Annotated in this window: 14 protein-coding genes; 10 read left to right on the top strand and 4 right to left on the bottom strand. The window is 57.8% G+C overall.

Features of this window, described 5'->3' with window-relative positions; all coding sequences use genetic code 11:
* Positions 1-121 precede the first annotated feature (121 nt).
* Both CAI21_RS10630 and CAI21_RS10625 read left to right on the top strand, forming a co-directional pair.
* Positions 122-1,591 carry an AMP-binding protein gene (locus tag CAI21_RS10630; protein ID WP_116302267.1) on the top strand — a complete coding sequence of 490 codons (1,470 nt, stop codon included), beginning with the start codon at positions 122-124 and terminating at the stop codon, positions 1,589-1,591.
* A 315-nt stretch (positions 1,592-1,906) separates the two neighbouring features.
* On the top strand, positions 1,907-2,176 hold the full coding sequence (locus CAI21_RS10625; protein ID WP_116302324.1) for a hypothetical protein: 270 nt from the start codon (positions 1,907-1,909) through the stop codon (positions 2,174-2,176).
* A 130-nt stretch (positions 2,177-2,306) separates the two neighbouring features.
* Here the strand turns inward: CAI21_RS10625 and CAI21_RS10620 are convergent, their stop codons facing one another.
* Positions 2,307-2,915, bottom strand: a complete 609-nt coding sequence (locus tag CAI21_RS10620) for a TetR/AcrR family transcriptional regulator (protein WP_116302266.1) — start codon at positions 2,913-2,915, stop codon at positions 2,307-2,309.
* 72 nt (positions 2,916-2,987) lie between these two features.
* On the opposite strand from CAI21_RS10620, the gene CAI21_RS10615 reads away from it, so the two are divergent.
* Positions 2,988-3,407 carry a VOC family protein gene (locus CAI21_RS10615; RefSeq protein WP_116302265.1) on the top strand — a complete coding sequence of 140 codons (420 nt, stop codon included), beginning with the start codon at positions 2,988-2,990 and terminating at the stop codon, positions 3,405-3,407.
* A gap of 236 nt (positions 3,408-3,643) precedes the next feature.
* On the opposite strand, the gene CAI21_RS10610 is transcribed toward CAI21_RS10615, so the two are convergent.
* The gene (locus CAI21_RS10610; RefSeq protein WP_116302264.1) at positions 3,644-3,838 is read right to left on the bottom strand and encodes a hypothetical protein; all 195 of its coding nucleotides are present in this window, start codon (positions 3,836-3,838) and stop codon (positions 3,644-3,646) included.
* A 154-nt stretch (positions 3,839-3,992) separates the two neighbouring features.
* Between CAI21_RS10610 and yjgA the strand changes: the two genes are divergently transcribed.
* From yjgA to CAI21_RS10595, 3 genes are all read left to right on the top strand, one after another.
* Positions 3,993-4,505: a ribosome biogenesis factor YjgA gene (yjgA, locus tag CAI21_RS10605; RefSeq protein WP_116302263.1), complete on the top strand. Its 513-nt coding sequence runs from the start codon at positions 3,993-3,995 to the stop codon at positions 4,503-4,505.
* A gap of 764 nt (positions 4,506-5,269) precedes the next feature.
* The gene (locus CAI21_RS10600; RefSeq protein WP_116302262.1) at positions 5,270-6,976 is read left to right on the top strand and encodes a polysaccharide lyase; all 1,707 of its coding nucleotides are present in this window, start codon (positions 5,270-5,272) and stop codon (positions 6,974-6,976) included.
* A gap of 119 nt (positions 6,977-7,095) precedes the next feature.
* Positions 7,096-8,448: a replication-associated recombination protein A gene (locus tag CAI21_RS10595; protein ID WP_116302261.1), complete on the top strand. Its 1,353-nt coding sequence runs from the start codon at positions 7,096-7,098 to the stop codon at positions 8,446-8,448.
* A 151-nt stretch (positions 8,449-8,599) separates the two neighbouring features.
* On the opposite strand, the gene CAI21_RS10590 is transcribed toward CAI21_RS10595, so the two are convergent.
* Together CAI21_RS10590 and CAI21_RS10585 are read right to left on the bottom strand one after the other, a co-directional pair.
* A complete protein-coding gene (locus tag CAI21_RS10590) occupies positions 8,600-9,100 on the bottom strand; it encodes a hypothetical protein (protein WP_116302260.1) in 501 nt (166 codons plus the stop codon).
* A gap of 2 nt (positions 9,101-9,102) precedes the next feature.
* Positions 9,103-9,708: a fibronectin type III domain-containing protein gene (locus tag CAI21_RS10585; protein WP_116302259.1), complete on the bottom strand. Its 606-nt coding sequence runs from the start codon at positions 9,706-9,708 to the stop codon at positions 9,103-9,105.
* Positions 9,709-10,153: 445 nt separating this feature from the next.
* Here CAI21_RS10585 and CAI21_RS10580 point away from each other — a divergent pair, with 445 nt between their 5' ends.
* From CAI21_RS10580 to CAI21_RS10565, 4 genes are all read left to right on the top strand, one after another.
* Positions 10,154-12,238 carry a 3-hydroxyacyl-CoA dehydrogenase NAD-binding domain-containing protein gene (locus CAI21_RS10580; protein WP_116302258.1) on the top strand — a complete coding sequence of 695 codons (2,085 nt, stop codon included), beginning with the start codon at positions 10,154-10,156 and terminating at the stop codon, positions 12,236-12,238.
* Between the two features lie 47 nt (positions 12,239-12,285).
* Entirely contained in the window at positions 12,286-13,464 is a 1,179-nt protein-coding gene (locus CAI21_RS10575; protein ID WP_116302257.1) for an acetyl-CoA C-acyltransferase, read from the top strand.
* Between the two features lie 100 nt (positions 13,465-13,564).
* The gene (locus tag CAI21_RS10570) at positions 13,565-15,376 is read left to right on the top strand and encodes an acyl-CoA dehydrogenase C-terminal domain-containing protein (RefSeq protein WP_116302256.1); all 1,812 of its coding nucleotides are present in this window, start codon (positions 13,565-13,567) and stop codon (positions 15,374-15,376) included.
* A 351-nt stretch (positions 15,377-15,727) separates the two neighbouring features.
* Complete coding sequence (locus CAI21_RS10565; RefSeq protein WP_116302255.1) at positions 15,728-17,488, top strand: AMP-binding protein; 1,761 nt, start codon at positions 15,728-15,730, stop codon at positions 17,486-17,488.
* Positions 17,489-17,519 lie beyond the last annotated feature (31 nt).

The raw sequence follows: 17,519 nt of genomic DNA, 5'->3' as shown, positions 1-17,519 counted from the left end.
GGCACAGACAAACACGTCCTATAGTTTATTCATTAGTAGATTATCGACGCGCTATAACAAAACATGCACGACTCGCTGCTTTAAAACACAGCGTGATCGTGGCGGACGGAGGAGACACCCTATGACAGCCGCTCTTATATTCGAAAATCTGCACCGTTCAGCCGACGAAGTTAGGCAACGCGGATTAAGGCTGGCAGGCGGACTAACGCAGTTAGGGGTAGAGGAAGGCGACGTCATCGCACTCATGCTTCGCAACGATCCTGTCTACCTTGACGTCATCATGGCATGCCGTACCGCGGGAATTTACTACTGCCCGATCAACTGGCATTTCAAGACGGAAGAAGCACGTTATCTGCTACAGGATTCCGGCGCTAAAGTACTGATTATACAGTCCGACTTACTGGCCAGCATTGCCCCGGCGGTACCCGACAACCTGACGGTGCTCGTGACCGACGCCCCCGCTGCGACACCGCGCAGCTACGAACATTGGTTACAAACGCAACCGCTTTACGATGGACCGGAGCGCGCCCCGCGTGGCCACATGGCTTATACCTCCGGGACGACCGGCCGCCCGAAAGGGGTAAGGCGGCTACCGCTGACACCGGAGCAACTGCCATTGCTACAGCAACTCTCCGCCGAGGCCTGGGGCGTGGAGCCCGGCGTTCGCACGCTAATGCCAGCCCCACTCTATCACAGTGCCCCCAGCTCCATGACGCAACAAACGCTACAACTGGGCGATCTGCTAGTACTAATGCCGCGCTTCGAACCGGAGCAGTTACTGGCACTGATCGAACGCCACCGTATTACCACGGTTTATCTCGTCCCCATAATGTACGTTCGCTTACTGCGCCTTCCGGCGGCGGTTCGGCAACGCTATGACCTCTCATCGGTGCGTTTCGTCGCCTCCACAGGCGCGCCCTGCGCACCGGAAGTTAAGCGGGCCATGCTCGACTGGTGGGGCGACGTCATCTACGAGACTTACGCTTCCAGCGAAACCGGCATGCTAACGGTTCAAGACCCGCAAGGTGCGCGCCGTAAACCGGGTAGCGTTGGGCTGCCGATCACCGGCGCTCAAATAAAGATCCTGCGGGAAGACGGCCGCGAGTGCGAGGCGAACGAGATCGGCATTATCTATGGACGCCAACCCGCCTTTTCCGACTTCACGTATCACAACAACCCGGAGGCCCGCGCTAAAGCCGCTCACGGCGAGCTCGCCACCGTGGGCGATATGGGCTATCGCGACGAAGCAGGCTACCTCTACGTTTGCGACCGAGCGGCGGACATGGTCATTTCCGGCGGCGTAAATATTTACCCGGCCGAGATCGAAAACGCCCTGCTGGAGCTTCCCGAAGTCGCCGACTGCGCCATCCTGGGTGTACCTGACGAAGAATACGGCGAATCGCTACTTGGCCTCGTACAGCCGGCAGACGGACTACAACTGGAACCTGCCACACTCCGTACATACTTGTCGCAACGGCTAGCCAACTACAAGGTTCCACGCGATATTCGCTTGGTAACGGCACTACCCCGCGACGATAACGGTAAAGTAGCCAAGCGCAAGCTGCGCGATCGATTCTGGAATAAGCATTAGAAATGCGTTGTATAGCGATATCAAAGCGAGCTGGAGCTTTCGCAGAGCGACAGGCCCCTGGCAACTTCCGGCGTAACCCCCAGGAAGAATAGTAGGCCGTAGAAGCGGCGCAACATCCAGCGAGCTTCATCGCGGACGCAAGGAGCCCCTCGCCTCATTTATGGTCGGATGGCCGGCGGTATCGAGTCCGCCACCATGCGCGACGCGCGAAACGGAGGCGACCGGAATACCCCGCTTTGTCGGGCGACGTTCATAAGCCGCTCGACGGGCCGCCGGCCCGTATCGAGTAGGCGGTACCGTTTGTGGAGGAATGTCATGGACGAAGACCTCGAACAAATGACCCGCGCCGAACTTTTGTTGGAAATCAAAAAGCTACGCCGCGGAATTCGTCGGCATCGCGATGCAACGGGTCATGACCTTTGTTGGCACCACCCTGCGCTGTGGGCATTGCTGCCGGAAAAAACTGATCCGATTCCAGCCGTACCGGAGTGGCCTGTGTTTCTACAAGGCTGTATTCGGTACCGGCGGTCGCTGGACGAACAGGCACCGAGCGCGCCACGTACGAATGAACCCTATGACGAGTGATCCGGTCGATGGATATCTACTCGTCGATAATGGCCAGCGATATGCGAAAAAGTGCAGTTGTCTGGATTAGCCACCCGAAGCTTGCTTGCCGTCGGACTCGTGCCGCAGCGTATGGTAGCGAAATTATCGCTTATCGTTCTTGGCCGCTTCCGCCTACGACCCCATCGATCAATGCCACTAGGCCTTCTCGATACGCTTGTGCGTCGGCACCGGAATCTATCGCTAACGCGGCCCGATCGAACGCCGCCGACAACATAGCCGCTATGGCCGCAAGCGGCAGATGCGGCATGCTTTTCTCTTCCATCGCCGCGGCAAGCCCTTCCTCCAAGGTCCGCCCTCCATAAGCGGCATCGATTTCATCCATTCGCGCTCTACCTAACACGGCCGGCCCATCCAGTAGCAACAGCCGCGTTCGGCCGCGCTCTCGGATGGCATCGAGAAAAGCCTCTCCGCCCCGAAGCAACGCCTCGCGCGCCGATAGCGCATCCGGCGATGCCTGCTCTATAGCCTCGGCGACGCTAGCAGCTTCCTCCTCCACGACGGCATCGAATAGCGCTTTCTTATCAGCGAAGTGATGATACAGCGCCCCCCGGGTCACTCCCGCTGCTGCGACGATTTCCGGAGTACCGGTTTCTGCAAAGCCTTTACTAACAAAGAACTCGCGCGCGGCACGTAACAGCGCCGCTTTGGTCGCTTCCCTTCGTTCTCGGTTGGAACGACGCCTAACTTTCATTTGCATACATTCAGCCTGTATGTAATATTAACCAGTACGTACACATTGTATGTTTTTATCTTCGTGAGGAAAAGCGCCATGCAGATCACCAGCTATTATCCCGTCATAATGACGGACGACGTCACCGGCACCGCCGATTTCTACGTTCGCCACTTTTACTTCCAAACCGTTTTTCACATCGATTGGTACGCGCACTTGCAATCGACCATCGACCCCGCGGTTAATCTCGCCGTACTTAATGGGGCGCATGAGACGGTACCCGAGACAGCTCGGGGGCAGGTCGGCGGCCTTATTATTAACTTTGAAGTGACCGATCCGGACGCTGAGTACGCCCGACTCAAAGCGGCAGGCTTGCCGATCCTCCTCTCGCTACGCGACGAAGACTTCGGCCAGCGACATTTCATCACCACCGACCCCAACGGCGTTTTGATCGATATCATCAAACCTATCGAACCAACCGCCGAGTTTGCCGAGCATTATCGTACCGACGCCGACTAACCGGCTCGTATATATCGCCGCTGGAGCAAAGAAGACAGGAGGAGCCTAAGGCGGGAACGCGGGGGAAAATGGTAATGTCTCGGCCGGAACTAGCAAAAAACCTTTGCCGCTTACCCGAGTTTTGGCTTTCGGCACCGTTGCCGAAAGCCGCAGCCGGCTGGCTTCGACGCTGTTAAGAAGCGCCTATTACAAAAAGGCTTGCCGCCGGGCAAGCCCTTTACCAATACAAGCGAGGCTTACGCGTAGAGATCGATCTGGCCGGCCTGAACGCGCGCGCGCATCATTTCAATATTGGTTTGCATCGAATCTGCAGCTTGGGCCTGTCGGTCGGCAACCTGCTTCATCATCCGTTGCTGGGTCTGTGCAGTTCCCTGCTTAAAGACGTCAAAGAACTGATTCAAATAATTGGATGCGATGCTACCGCCTTCCATCTAAGACCTCCTGCGCATGTAGCACAATCAGCTGGACAAGAATACTCAACAGTTAGCATTGTCTTATATAGATAGGTCGCAAGACAAGCCTCTTCTCGTTTACAAGACAAATCTTGCTACAATCGGTCAGCCCCTTTTACAGCAGAGATGCACGATGGAACCAGACGATCTCGACAACGACGGCCTGTTCGAGGAAGGCCCCAGTCGAAGCCAGCGCAAACGCGAAGCCCACGCGCTGAAGCACCTCGGAGAACAGCTGGTTACCCTACCTAACGAGCAGTTGAACCGGCTCCCGCTCTCCGACGCGCTGCTAGAAGCCATTGCGCTGGCAAAACGCATCAAGGCCCATGGCGGTCGCCGCCGCCAACTCCAACTGATTGGCAAACTACTACGCCAAGAAGACGCGGAACCGATCCAGACAGCCCTACAACAATTGAGTAACCAGCATGAAGGCAACGTAGTCGCCCATCATCAAGCAGAGCGCTGGCGCGAGCGTCTACTGGAAGAAGGCGATACGGCACTTGCCGAGTTCATGAGCGATTTTCCCGCCGCGGATGCTCAACGCTTACGTCAGCTGATCAGAGCCGCCAAAAAAGAATATGCAGCCAACAAACCGCCGAAATCCTACCGGGAGCTGTTCCGTCTGATCCGCAGCCAAATCGGCTAAAAGGTTAGCCACCGGAAACCTTACCCGACTAATAGGGGAGAGCAGGCTCGCCCCTCTCTCCCCTATCAACGCCGCAGGAAGGCGGTGCGCCATACCCTAAGCCACCCTCCTCCACGGTGGTAGAGCCGCCATAACCCAAAACCGATTACAGCTGCTCGCCTCCCCTACTGTGATAGCGCCCCCGCACCGGATGTTGCCGGAGACAAGCGCTGCACAAGAAGATAACGCACAACCAGGCGAGCTCGAAAAATAAAATGCCGATTAAATGGCAAAATAAAAAACCACCCTCCTCCCCACAACAAACCGTCGCCGCAAGCCGACAACCTACCTGTCTTCAATAGACGACAAAAAACCAAACCAGACAACAATACCAGCTTCATCCTCCTATAACGTTTCGTTATTAGAGGCAAAAATTCGTTTTTCTTTTTGTTTTCTTGTGCGATTTTCCCGCTTTTTCCGTGAACAGGTTCAACATCTCACTTCGAAAGCAGCGCCAAACTGCTTCCACCCGCACAGAGCGGAACACCGCGGAAAACACTGCGGCAGGGCGAGGACGAGCAGCGATTGTCTCGACTCAGAATTGATTACTGGCCATAAACAAACGAAAAAGCCTGTTTTTTTATCCACTAAAAAGCAGTAAATGGCTAGACATGATGAAGATCACAATCAGGAACAATCGGGAACCACCATAAAAAAACAAACAATAAAACGATCCCGAAAAACTCTGAAACGAAACAACTGATACAGGTTTAGGAAAACAAGACATGGGCATAATCAATTCACGTAATCTCCGTTATGCGGCACTCACTACCGCTATGCTTGGCGCTTTAGCAGGTTGTAGCGAAGAGGATAGCTCCATTCCTTCGCCGGGCACCCCCAACTTTCAACTTGGGACACCGCAGAACGGTCAAGTTGACGTTGACGTAAGCTGGGCCGCCCCGTCCGGCACTAGGGTTGCCGGTTATGTCTTTAACGTAGAGCAACAACGCGGACCGGCCTGGTCCGACAACGGAACGACGACGCGGCCTTACACCGCTCTACGCTCGGTGCCTCTCGGTGGCGAGTACTTGTTCTGCGTACGAGCTGCGGTCGATACCAGTAGCGCCAGCCCCGAGAGCTGCGCCACGCTTAACACCGATATCGACACTGGCGAACGGCCCACCGACCCGGAACAGCCCGGCGACAACGACAATGACAATGATTCGAATAACGGCGGCAATGACGGAAACGGCGGCAGCGGAGGCAATGGCGGCAGCGGGGGCAACGGTGGCTCCGACGATGGCGACGACTCCGATAACGGCGGCAGCGACTCCGATTCCGGCTCCCCCGGCAACGGTGGCGCTGACAATGGCAGTAACGAGCCACTAAGCCGGCCAGGTCGTCCCGAGTTCAATGTTGGAGAGGTTGCCGAAGGCGACGAAACGGTCCGTGTAACGGCCAGCTGGAACAAACCGGAATCCGGCGTAGCCGCCAACTACACGCTCGCCGGCGGTCGCAACCAAGGAACCCATTGGTCCTTCAATAACAGCACAAACGGTACTCAAGTCGTATTCGACGACGTCCCGTTAGGCGGCAACTATTGGTTCTGCGTGACCAGCCTCGACAGCGAGGGCGGAGAAGGCGGCCGTGCCTGTAATAGCTTCGCTACTCCGGACCCGATCGGCAACGGCGGTCAGGCCGGCCTGGTTAGGGAATGCGACAACCCGCGGCCGGAATGGATTTGGTGCGACGACTTCGAAGAAGACCGTATCAGCTCCTATTTTGAAGCCTCCATGCCGCGCCGTAGTGGCGTCGGTGTTGACGGCTCCACCGGTGTCGTTGGCCGATATGTACTGGGTAGCGCCGAAGCGGGCAACCTGAAGCTGGCTTTCGGCCGCACGCCGAACCCCTACTTCAAGCCGGTCGACTCCGGCACCCGGAACTACCGTGAAGTCTACTGGCGGGTATACGTTAAGCACCCGGAGAACTGGCGGGGTGCTGGCGCCGACAAACTCAGTCGCGCAACGGTTTTTGCGGGTTGGAACTGGCAGCAGGCGATGATCGCGCACGTCTGGAGCGGTACCCAGAACACCGCGAACCAGTATCGTCTGAAACTGGACCCGGCCTCCGGCACCAACACTTCCGGCGGTCTGCGTACCACGCGCTATAACGACTTTGCCAACCTGCGTTGGTTAGGCGCTGAGCACAGCAAAACGCAAGTATTCGATAGCAATCACATCGGCCAGTGGCAGTGTGTGGAAGCTCGGGTACGGCTGAACGATGCCGGCCGGTCGAACGGTATCTTCCAGCTCTGGATCAACGACGAGCTGGAAGCCAGCCAGACCAACCTGAACTGGGTAGGTTCCTATAACAGCTACGGGATCAACTCCGTATTCCTGGAAAACTTCTGGAACAACCACAGCCCGGTCGAGCAGGAACGTTACATGGACAATTTCGTTGTCAGCACCGATCGCATCGGCTGCGGCGAATAATCTAAGTATCGACTGAGACATGAAGGGCCGGCTCTGCCGGCCCTTTTTTATTGCGCTTTTTGTCCTGCAAGGAATTTTCGCTACAGTATGGCTCTCTCCCACCAGCTTCCGAGATGCCGATGGATCTCTTCAGTCAACACACAAGTAACGATATCGAGCCGCTCGCCTACCGTATGCGCCCGCGTACGCTCGATGACTATATCGGGCAAGAAAGTTTAGTTGGCCCGGGTAAGCCGTTACGCCGGATGGTCGAGTCCAAGCTCGTTCGTTCGATGATCCTATGGGGCCCACCGGGCGTTGGCAAAACGACGCTGGCCGAGATCCTCGCTAATGCCTCCAATGCACGGCTTGAACATCTTTCAGCCGTCATGGCCGGGGTGAAAGATATCCGCGCCGCCGTGGAGCGGGCTCGTGCCGAACTCACCCAGCAACGGCAAACGATTCTGTTTCTGGACGAAATCCATCGGCTAAACAAGAGCCAGCAGGACGCCTTGCTCCCCCACGTCGAATCCGGTTTATTGACCTTGATCGGCGCAACCACCGAAAACCCTTCTTTCGAAGTTAATTCCGCACTCCTCTCGCGCGCCCGCGTCTACGTCCTTAAGCCATTGACCGAAGAGCATTTAATCAAGATTCTCCAGCAAGCGCTGGCGGACGAACAACACGGACTCGGCCAGCGACGCATCGAAGCGTCGGCAAACTTATTGAGAATGCTGGCGCAAGCCGCCAGCGGCGACGCACGTCGAGCACTGGGCTTGCTGGAAACCGCCGCCGATTTCTGCCGCGAGGAAAACGGCCGGGAGGTTCTGGACGAGGACTCGGCTCACGCCATCATCGGCCACCACGCTAGCCGCTTCGATAAGCAAGGCGACGCTTATTACGATCTGTTATCGGCGATTCACAAATCAATCCGCTCCTCGCGCCCCGACGCAGCACTCCTTTACATTGCTCGGTTCGTGCAGGGCGGTGGCGATCCGCTAGATGTCGTTCGCCGCTTAACGGCGATTGCTTCGGAAGACGTTGGCAACGCCGATCCGCGCGCATTGCCGCTCGTCATCGCCGCCTGGGACGCCTATCTTAGGCTTGGCGATTACGAGGGCCAGCGCGCTATCGCCCACGCCGCGGTACATTTAGCTGTCGCACCCAAAAGCAATGCCGTGGACCAAGCCTGGGCATCGGCACGCCGCTTCGTCGCAGAAAATCCAAATTTCGATATTCCGCTTTACATTCGCAATGCGCCAACTAAGTTGATGCAGTCGCTCGATTACGGTAAAGGCTATCGCTACGCCCATAACGAACCAAACGCTTATCCCGCCGGCGATTCTCACAACTGCTGGCCGGCAGAGCTGGCTCGGCAGCCATTCTACCAACCGACGACGCATGGCCAAGAAAAACGGTATAAAGAACTCATGGAATGGCGAGCCGCCTTGGACCGGGAAGCCGACGACCGCGAAGGAAGAGACGGGAAGTAACGGCATCCTCGACATGCCGCCGAGGCGGCTGTCGTCGCATTTTAGTCTTTACCGCAACCGATCGGCGCCGTACTCACCACGAGATTATCCATATACCGCTCCTGCTCGACCGGGCTACGGTCATTCCAGTAGTTTTCGATAAAAATCGCATTTACACCGTAGCTATTAAACTGTCCCAACCAGTTGAGGTCATTTTTTGGGCGCTTAGCTCGCCGTCGACCCAGAGCTTAAAGCGGCCATTGGACTGGCCAGGGTCGTTCAGACGAACTTTGGCCTCCACGCACCGCCACTGGCCAAGCGCCTCGCTATTGAACACGGCGTTCGACGTATGCTCGGCCCCTAACCAGCGCAGGTTACCGAAGTCATTATAGCGGGTGGTTTTCAAGCGCCCCTGCTCGTCGGTGCCGGAGGCCGGATCGAGCTTCAGGTAATACATGCGATCGCTGTTGTCGGCACCACTCCAGACGTGCGCAATCATCGCCTGCTGCCAGTCGCTACCGGCGAGAACGGTTGCGCGACTGAGTTTATCGGCGCCACCGCCCTGCCACCCTTCCGGATGCTTGACATAGATCCGCCAATAGACTTCGCGATAATTCTTATCGCCACTATCGACCGGACGGAAATACCGTGCGGGGGTACGCCCAAAGGCCAATTTTAGGTTACCGGCTTCCGACCGGTCCGGCGTATAACGACCGACAATACCGGTAGACCCATCGATACCCACGCCGGGCTTGCGCGGCATCGATGCCTCAAATAAGCGTTTATGCGGTCTTCTTCGAAATCGTCGCACCAGATCCACTCCGGCTCCGGATCGTCGCACTCGCGTTTTGGCGGCATACCGACCGCTGTCGGCCGCTTCTTCGCTTGTTCGCGCAATTCCTCCGCCAACGGCGGCGTGGAAAAACGGTTACAACGGTTACCTCCCTCCTGGCCCCTTTCATCTTCAGCCCGCACGCAGAACCACACATCGCTATCCGGTGGCACTTCGCTCAATGCGGCACGGGGTGAACGCACTACGCCACTATCCGACCAACGCGGCCCAGAATCCGTCCCGGTACTATAGTGATAGCGGGCGATATTCCCCTGCTCAGGCGGCGTCCAGCGAACATTGACGTCGAAAGTTTCAGGGTCGCTGCTACCGGGCTCGATCCCAAACTGCGGCTGCCCCGGGGTTGATGGCGGCCCGCCATAGGTAGCGCATGCTCCAACGATAGAGCCACAAATCACCGCCAACATGGGGTAACGCACGCGGCGCATCATCCACCCTCCCTGGTCGATAGCATAAGCCTTATAGGTCTAAGGAAATGCTGAACGATTTCCTACCAAGCATCCCGAATACCAAAGGAAAATTGGGATAAAGAAGTAGAAGAACAAGCATTGACAGTTGACGGCCACATCGAACATGCACTAGTGTTTGGACGTTCCCATACACAGGTGTATTGTGTAGCGATTCCTGATAGGGCCGCCACCGTTCGTCGGTTCCCCGATCAGGAATCGGAGAAAGCGTGGGAACAAACGCTATAACAACTTACCTACGGCGCACGGAGCACCGCGACCTAGATGCAGCCGAAAAAGGCATTCATCAAGGCTATAACGGCAAACACAGGCTCGCCTGACGTTTGCGGTTCCGACCGATTCGGTTTCCGTCCGATGGAATCCGAAAGGCGCTCGCTTTCCTCTTTTGTTGACTCAAGCAGGAGACCACATGAATAACGCCCATTATGAGTTGCAGGACGGGATAGCCGTCATCCGACTGGAGAACCCGCCGGTCAACGGCCTCTCCTACGAACTGCGTCGCGGCATCGTCGACGGCATTAAAAAAGCCGAGGCCGACGACAACGCAAAGGCGGTAGTCATTATCGGCTCCGATCGCGCCTTCTCCGGCGGTGCTGATATTACCGAGTTCAACACGCCTAAGGTGATGGCGGAACCCACGCTGCCGACCGTTATCAACGTTCTTGACAGCACCGAGCTGCCCGTCGTCGCCGCTATTGGCGGCGTCTGCATGGGCGGCGGCCTTGAGCTGGCTATGGGCTGCCACTTCCGCATCGCTCACCCCCAGACGCAGGTCGCCCTTCCGGAAGTAAAACTGGGCCTTCTGCCGGGCGCCGGCGGCACCCAGCGTCTGCCGCGTCTGATCGGCATCGAATACGCCATGAACCTGATCGTCTCCGGCACCCAGGTTCCGGCAGCCATGTTCCAGGGCACACCGTTATTCGACGAACTCGTCGAAGGCGATCTGCTTGAAAGCGCGCTGACCTTCGCCAAGAAGGTCGTCGAGGAGCAACGCCCGCTCAAACGGGTACGCGACATGAAAGTTTCGCACCCGAAACCGGAAGCTTTCTTCCTGTGGGCTAAGACCTCCGTCGGTGCCGTCGCCAAGAACTACCCCGCACCGCTGAAGTGCGTCGAAGCCGTGAAGGCGTCTATCGAGAAGAAATTCGACGACGGCATTAAGCTTGAGCGCGAGCTGTTCGCGCAGCTGATTCAGACGCCCGAATCGCGCGCCCTGCGCCACGCTTTCTTCGCCGACCGCGCCGCCGGCAAAATCTCCGATGTTGCGAGCGACACGCCGACCCGCGAAATCAACAAAGTGGGCGTCATCGGTGCCGGTACCATGGGCAGCGGCATCGCCATCAACTTCCTGAACGCCGGCATTCCGGTCACCATTCTGGAAATGAAGCAGGAAGCGCTGGACCGTGGCGTCGCCCACATCAAAGGTGTCTATGAGGGCCGCGTCAAGAAAGGCAAGATGACCCAAGAGTCGGCCGAGAAGAAAATGGGTCTGCTCTCTACCACCTTGTCCTACGACGACTTCAAGGACATGGACCTGGTCATCGAGGCCGTGTTCGAGGATATGGGCGTCAAGCAGAAAGTCTTCGAGACCCTGGACGCCACCTGCAAACCCGGCGCCATCCTCGCCTCCAACACCTCCACCCTGGATCTGGACAAGATCGCCAGCTTCACCAAGCGCCCGGAAGACGTGATCGGCTTGCACTTCTTCAGCCCGGCCAACGTCATGAAGCTGCTGGAAGTGGTGCGCGGCGAGAAGACCTCCAAGGAAGTGTTGGCCACTTCCATGAAGCTTGCGAAGAAGATCAAGAAAACCGGCGTCGTGTCCGGCGTCTGCGACGGCTTTATCGGCAACCGTATGGTCGGCAAGTACCAGACCGAAGCGCTGCTGATGATCGAGGAAGGCGCCTCGCCACAGCAGATCGACAAAGCCATCGAGAAATTCGGCTTCGTCATGGGCCCGATCCGTATGGCCGACCTGGCCGGCGGCGACATCGGCTGGGCGATTCGCAAACGCCACTACGAAGAGAAACCGGATACCCGTCGTCTGTACGTTGCTGACCGTCTGTGCGAAATGGGCCGTTTCGGCCAGAAGACCGGCGCCGGCTTCTACAAATACGAGCCGGGCAACCGCAAGCCGCTGCACGATCCGGAAGTCGATCGCGTAATCGAGGAAGTGCGCAAAGAGCAAGGCATCACCCCACGCAAGATTTCCGATCAGGAAATCGTCGAGCGCTGCGTGTTCGCGCTGGTCAATGAAGGCGCCCGCATCCTTGAGGAAGGCATCGCTCAGCGCGCCTCCGACATCGACATCATTTACCTCACCGGCTACGGCTTCCCGGTCTTCCGCGGCGGCCCGATGCTCTACGCCGACGAGGTGGGCCTAATCAACGTCGAACGCGCGCTGCAGAAATACCGCAAGCAAACCGGCAACCCGTTCTGGGAACCGGCTCCATTGCTCGCCAAGCTGGCCGCTGAAGGTAAGACGTTCAACTAATTAGGAGGAGACGCGGTGCAAACCGCCTCTCTCATCAGGAGATTCTTATGACTGACGTAGTGATCGTATCGACCGCCCGCACGCCGCTGGCGAAGTCCTGGCGCGGCAGCTTCAACCTGACTCACTCCGCTACCTTAGCCGGCCATGCCATTCAGCACGCCGTTGAACGTGCCGGTGTCGAAGGCGGCGAGATTGACGACGTAATGATGGGCTGCGCTCTACCCGAAGGCTCCGCCGGCAACGATGTCGCCCGTATGGGCGCCATCCGTGCCGGTCTGCCGGTGAGCGCCTCCGGCGTTACCATCAACCGTTTCTGCTCCTCGGGCCTGCAAGCCATCGCCATGGCTGCGCAGCACATCATCGTCGATAAAGCGCCGATCGTAGTTGCCGGCGGCGTCGAGTCCATTTCCACCGTGCAGGCTAACGTCAACACCACCTACATGCAGGAAGAGTGGCTGGCGAAGAACAAGCCGGAGCTGTACTGGAGCATGCTGCAAACGGCGGAGACGGTGGCCAAGCGCTACAACATCTCCAAGGAAGCGCAGGACGAATACGGCGTGCGCAGCCAACAGCGCGCAGCCGCCGCTCGCGCCGAAGGCAAGTTCAAGGACGAAATCGTCCCGATGACTACCGTCATGGGCGTAGCCGACAAAGCCACCGGCGCCCTGATGACCAAGGAAGTAACCTGTTCGGAAGACGAAGGCATTCGCCCGGACACCACACTGGAAGGCGTACAGAAGATCCGCTCCGCGATGCCGGGCGGCGTCATCACCGCCGGTAACGCCAGCCAGTTCTCCGACGGCGCCTCGGCTTGCGTGCTGATGTCGGCCGAAGAGGCTTCCAAGCGTAACCTCAACCCGTTAGGGATCTTCCGCGGCTTTGCGGTTGCCGGCTGCGAACCGGACGAAATGGGTATCGGCCCGATCTATGCTGTGCCGAAGCTGCTCAAGCGCCACGGCCTGAGCGTCGACGACATCGACCTGTGGGAGCTGAACGAAGCTTTCGCCGTGCAGGTTCTGTACTGCCGCGACAAGCTGGGCATCCCCGACGAGCGGCTTAACGTCAACGGCGGCTCCATCGCTGTGGGCCACCCGTACGGCGTCACCGGCTCGCGCCTGACCGGCCATGCTTTGATCGAAGGCAAGCGCCGCGGTGCCAAGTACGTAGTCGTTACTATGTGCGTCGGCACCGGCATGGGCGCTGCCGGCTTGTTCGAAGTCGCCTAAGCCCTTATTCCCCGCCCGCGCGATGCGCGGACGGGGGCACCCTGACTCGCATCGTCGCGAGTTATTGCAAACGACACTAGAGATAGAGAGATCACTAGCAATGCCCGAGTATAAAGCCCCGCTGCGAGACATTCAGTTCGTCCGCGATGAACTGCTGGGTTATGAAGAGCACTACCGGAATCTGCCCGGCGGCGAAGAGGCCTCTCCCGACGTCGTGAAAGCCATTCTGGAAGAAGGCGCTAAGTTTTGCGAGCAGGTGCTCGCGCCGCTAAATGCTGTGGGCGACCACGAAGGCTGCCGCCGCGACGAAGACGGCAACGTTACCACTCCAAGCGGCTTTAAAGAAGCGTACCAGCAGTACGTGGAAGGCGGCTGGCCGTCGCTTGCCGCACCGGCCGAATTCGGTGGCCAAAGCCTGCCGGAATCGCTGTCCTTCGCGCTCTCGGAAATGGTCGGTCAGTCCAACTGGGCTTGGGGTATGTATCCCGGCTTGTCCCACGGCGCTAAGCGGACCATCCACGAGCACGGCGACGACGCCCAAAAGGCTACCTATCTGACCAAACTGGTCGAAGGCACCTGGACCGGCACCATGTGCCTAACCGAGCCGCATTGCGGTTCCGACCTGGGCCTGCTCCGCACTAAAGCGGAACCGCAGGACGACGGCAGCTACAAAATCACCGGCACCAAGATTTTCATCTCCTCCGGTGAGCACGACATGGCCGAGAACATCGTCCACATCGTACTAGCCCGCCTGCCGGACGCACCGGCCGGCACCAAGGGGATTTCCCTATTCATCGTGCCCAAGTTCCTGCCGGATGCCAACGGCGAAGTCGGCGAGCGCAACGCACTGACCTGCGGTGCGCTGGAAGAGAAGATGGGCATCCACGGCAACGCCACCTGTGTGATGAATTTCGACGGTGCCACGGGCTTCCTGATCGGCCCGCCGAACAAAGGCCTGAACTGCATGTTCACCTTCATGAACTCGGCGCGCATCGGTACCGCGTTACAGGGGCTGGCGCATGCCGAAGTCGCCTTGCAAGGTGCCGTCCGCTACGCCCGCGAGCGTTTGCAGATGCGCTCCCTGTCCGGCCCGAAAGCTCCGGACAAGCCGGCCGATCCGATCATCGTACACCCCGACGTGCGCCGTCAGCTGCTGACCATTAAGTCGTTCAGCGAAGGCGGCCGGGCGCTGCTGCACTACTGCTCCAAGCTGATCGACATCGTCCACAGCAGCGACGATGCCGAACTCAAAGGCAACGCCGAGCAGCAACTGGCACTGTTGACCCCTATCGCCAAGGGCTTCCTGACGGAGGCCGGCTTTGAAGCTTCCTACCACGGTATGCAAGTCTTCGGCGGCCACGGCTTCATTACCGAGTGGGGCATGGAACAGAACATGCGCGATGCGCGTATTTCCACTCTGTACGAAGGCACCACCGGCATCCAAGCACTCGACCTGATCGGCCGCAAGGTGTTGGGCTCGCAAGGCGAGTCGCTGAAGAGCTTCACCAAGGTCATCCATAAGTTCTGTAAAGCCAACGAAAACAACGATGCGGTCAAAGAATTGATCGAACCGTTGGCTAAACTGAACCAGGAGTGGGGCGAGCTGACGATGAAGATCGGCGGCGCTGCCATGCAGAAGAGCCCGGACGAAGTCGGCGCCGCCGCGGTGGACTACCTAATGTACTCCGGTTACGCCACGTTGGCCTACTTCTGGGCCGATGCGGCTCGGGTTGCCGCTGAAAAACTGGCAGCGGGTACCGGCGAGGAAGGCTTCTATAAGGCCAAGATCCAAACCGCCCGCTTCTATTTCCAGCGCATTCTCCCGCGCACCCGGGCGCACGCAACCGCTATGCTGTCGGGCGCCGACAACCTGCTGGAGATCGATGAAGAGAACTTCCTCATCGAGGACTAAAAGTTAGTTCCCAGTCAGTAAAACGAACGCAGCACGGGCTCTGACAGACCCGTGCTGCGTTCGTTGCCCAGTAAAAGACCACTCCGGTTCGTTACTATGGTAGCGAATGCGACCTATGCCGTGTGCTCAAGGAAGTTTTCTAAGCAATTGCCACAATTGACTTTTTAAGAAACTCGCCGCATAAATAGAAAACAAGCTAGCATCTACCACCTATTTTGAAATAGGATTTCACTAGATACAGACAAATCGGCTCGTGAGGCCATTGACAACTCTCGGGCCGGCAGGGAGCGAAAGAATCTCCCAAAAAGAAAAACAGGCTGAATTCGCAGTATCCATAATGGAGGAGAGACCATGACGGACAGCAATGTTGCCGATACCACCAGCACCACCGGCGCAGGCTTCGAAGCCTACGATTCCCGGCCGTGGCTGAAGCATTATTCCGACGACAGCCCACGGGATCTCCCGGAGCTGGAGAGTAAAAACTTCGGCGACATGATCAGTAAGGCGAGCCAAAAATATAGTCAAAACGAAGCCTTCACGACTTGCCTACCGACCGGCACAGTGGGCTCCTTGACTTATGCGGAAGTCGAGCGCCTGTCCAATAATTTTGCCGCTTATCTTCGTTTTGAATTAGGGCTGGCGAAAGGGGATCGCGTCGCGATCCAAAGCCCCAACTGCCTAGCCTATCCTATTTTCCTGTTTGGCGCGGCGAAGGCCGGTTGCGTTATCGTCAATGTCAATCCGCTCTATACCGTACCCGAGATCGACCACGCCCTTAACGATTCCGGCGCTAAGCTGCTCGTCATTATCGACATGTTTGCCGACAAGCTGCCGGAGGTCGTGCCCAAGAGCAAGGTCGAGAAAGTTCTGATCACCAGCGTTGCGGACTTCTTCCCGCCTGTGCGCAAGTTCATCGTCAAGAGCGTACAGAAGCTGAAGAAGATGGTGCCGAAAAACACGGTCGAAGCGCAGGCTTTCACGGAAGCTGTAGAGCTTGGCGGTAAGCAATTGGCAAACGGCAAATCGCTTAGCTCGCTCGAACCCATCGAGTTGGACGATCTACTGGCATTGCAGTATACCGGCGGCACCACTGGCCGTTCCAAAGGCGCTATGCTCACGCACCGGAACCTGGTATCGAACTGCACGCAGTCGTACTACAACCTGATGAAGCATTTGCCGAGCAATCGGACCGCCCTAACCGCACTGCCGATGTACCACATCTTTGCGATGGGCGTGAGCGGTATTTTCTACAGCGTTGGCGGCAACAACGTACTTATTCCGTCGCCGCGTCCGGTATCTAACCTGAAACCGGCGTTCGAGAAATACGATATTACCTTCTTCGCGGGTGTGAACACCTTGTTCGCCGGCCTGCTTAACGAAGAATGGTTCCGCGAGAATCCGCCGAAAGAACTCGGCATTAGCGTTGGCGGCGGTACCGCGGTCCAAAATGCGGTTGCCGAGCGTTGGGAGCAAATCGTCGGTTACCCGATCTTGCAAGCGTACGGTTTGACCGAAACCAGCCCTGGCGTTACCGCCAACCCCAAGGAAAATCCGAAGTTAGGTAGTATCGGCATCCCGTACGCCGGCACTGGCGTTCGTATCGTCGACGACGAAGGCAAGCCGGTACCGGTCGGCGAACCCGGCGAGATGATCGTCAAAGGCCCGCAGGTAATGAAGGGCTACTGGGAACGTCCGGATGCCACCGAAGAGGCTATCAAGGATGGCTGGTTCTACACCGGCGACGTCGCCAAAATGGACGAGGACGGGTACTTCTATATCGTCGACCGGAAGAAAGATATGGTCTTGGTCTCCGGCTTTAACGTGTACCCGAACGAAGTGGAAGGCGTTATCGCCAAGCTTCCGGGCGTACTCGGCGTCGGCGTCATCGGCGTGCCGGACGAACAGACCGGGGAGGCGGTACGCGCTTACGTCGTTCGACAAGACGAATCGGTGACGGAAGAAGCCGTTCTCGAGCACTGCCGGCAGCATCTGACCAACTACAAGCTGCCGAAGCAGATTATCTTCCGCGAAGAGTTACCGATGACACCGGTCGGCAAAGTGCTTCGCAAGGACTTGCGGGCGGAAGCGCTGAAGGAGATGGGCAAAGCCTAAACAACGCCCCACTCCGCAAGATACAGGCAAA

Origin of the sequence: Alkalilimnicola ehrlichii (assembly GCF_003399765.1) — a bacterium.
Classification (GTDB): Bacteria; Pseudomonadota; Gammaproteobacteria; order Nitrococcales; family AK92; genus AK92.
The sequence above is the reverse complement of the archived record's forward strand: the minus strand, read 5'-3'. Positions and strand labels throughout refer to the sequence as shown.

Bases quoted from the DNA above. Each gene is read 5' to 3' on its own strand.
- CAI21_RS10565 (WP_116302255.1), top strand. From the start codon at position 15,728: ATGACGGACAGCAATGTTGCCGATACCACCAGCACCACCGGCGCAGGC.
- CAI21_RS10595 (WP_116302261.1), top strand. From the start codon at position 7,096: ATGGATCTCTTCAGTCAACACACAAGTAACGATATCGAGCCGCTCGCC.
- CAI21_RS10630 (WP_116302267.1), top strand. From the start codon at position 122: ATGACAGCCGCTCTTATATTCGAAAATCTGCACCGTTCAGCCGACGAA.
- CAI21_RS10615 (WP_116302265.1), top strand. From the start codon at position 2,988: ATGCAGATCACCAGCTATTATCCCGTCATAATGACGGACGACGTCACC.
- CAI21_RS10570 (WP_116302256.1), top strand. From the start codon at position 13,565: ATGCCCGAGTATAAAGCCCCGCTGCGAGACATTCAGTTCGTCCGCGAT.
- CAI21_RS10580 (WP_116302258.1), top strand. From the start codon at position 10,154: ATGAATAACGCCCATTATGAGTTGCAGGACGGGATAGCCGTCATCCGA.
- CAI21_RS10585 (WP_116302259.1), bottom strand. From the start codon at position 9,708: ATGATGCGCCGCGTGCGTTACCCCATGTTGGCGGTGATTTGTGGCTCT.
- CAI21_RS10625 (WP_116302324.1), top strand. From the start codon at position 1,907: ATGGACGAAGACCTCGAACAAATGACCCGCGCCGAACTTTTGTTGGAA.
- yjgA (WP_116302263.1), top strand. From the start codon at position 3,993: ATGGAACCAGACGATCTCGACAACGACGGCCTGTTCGAGGAAGGCCCC.
- CAI21_RS10600 (WP_116302262.1), top strand. From the start codon at position 5,270: ATGGGCATAATCAATTCACGTAATCTCCGTTATGCGGCACTCACTACC.
- CAI21_RS10620 (WP_116302266.1), bottom strand. From the start codon at position 2,915: ATGCAAATGAAAGTTAGGCGTCGTTCCAACCGAGAACGAAGGGAAGCG.
- CAI21_RS10575 (WP_116302257.1), top strand. From the start codon at position 12,286: ATGACTGACGTAGTGATCGTATCGACCGCCCGCACGCCGCTGGCGAAG.
- CAI21_RS10610 (WP_116302264.1), bottom strand. From the start codon at position 3,838: ATGGAAGGCGGTAGCATCGCATCCAATTATTTGAATCAGTTCTTTGAC.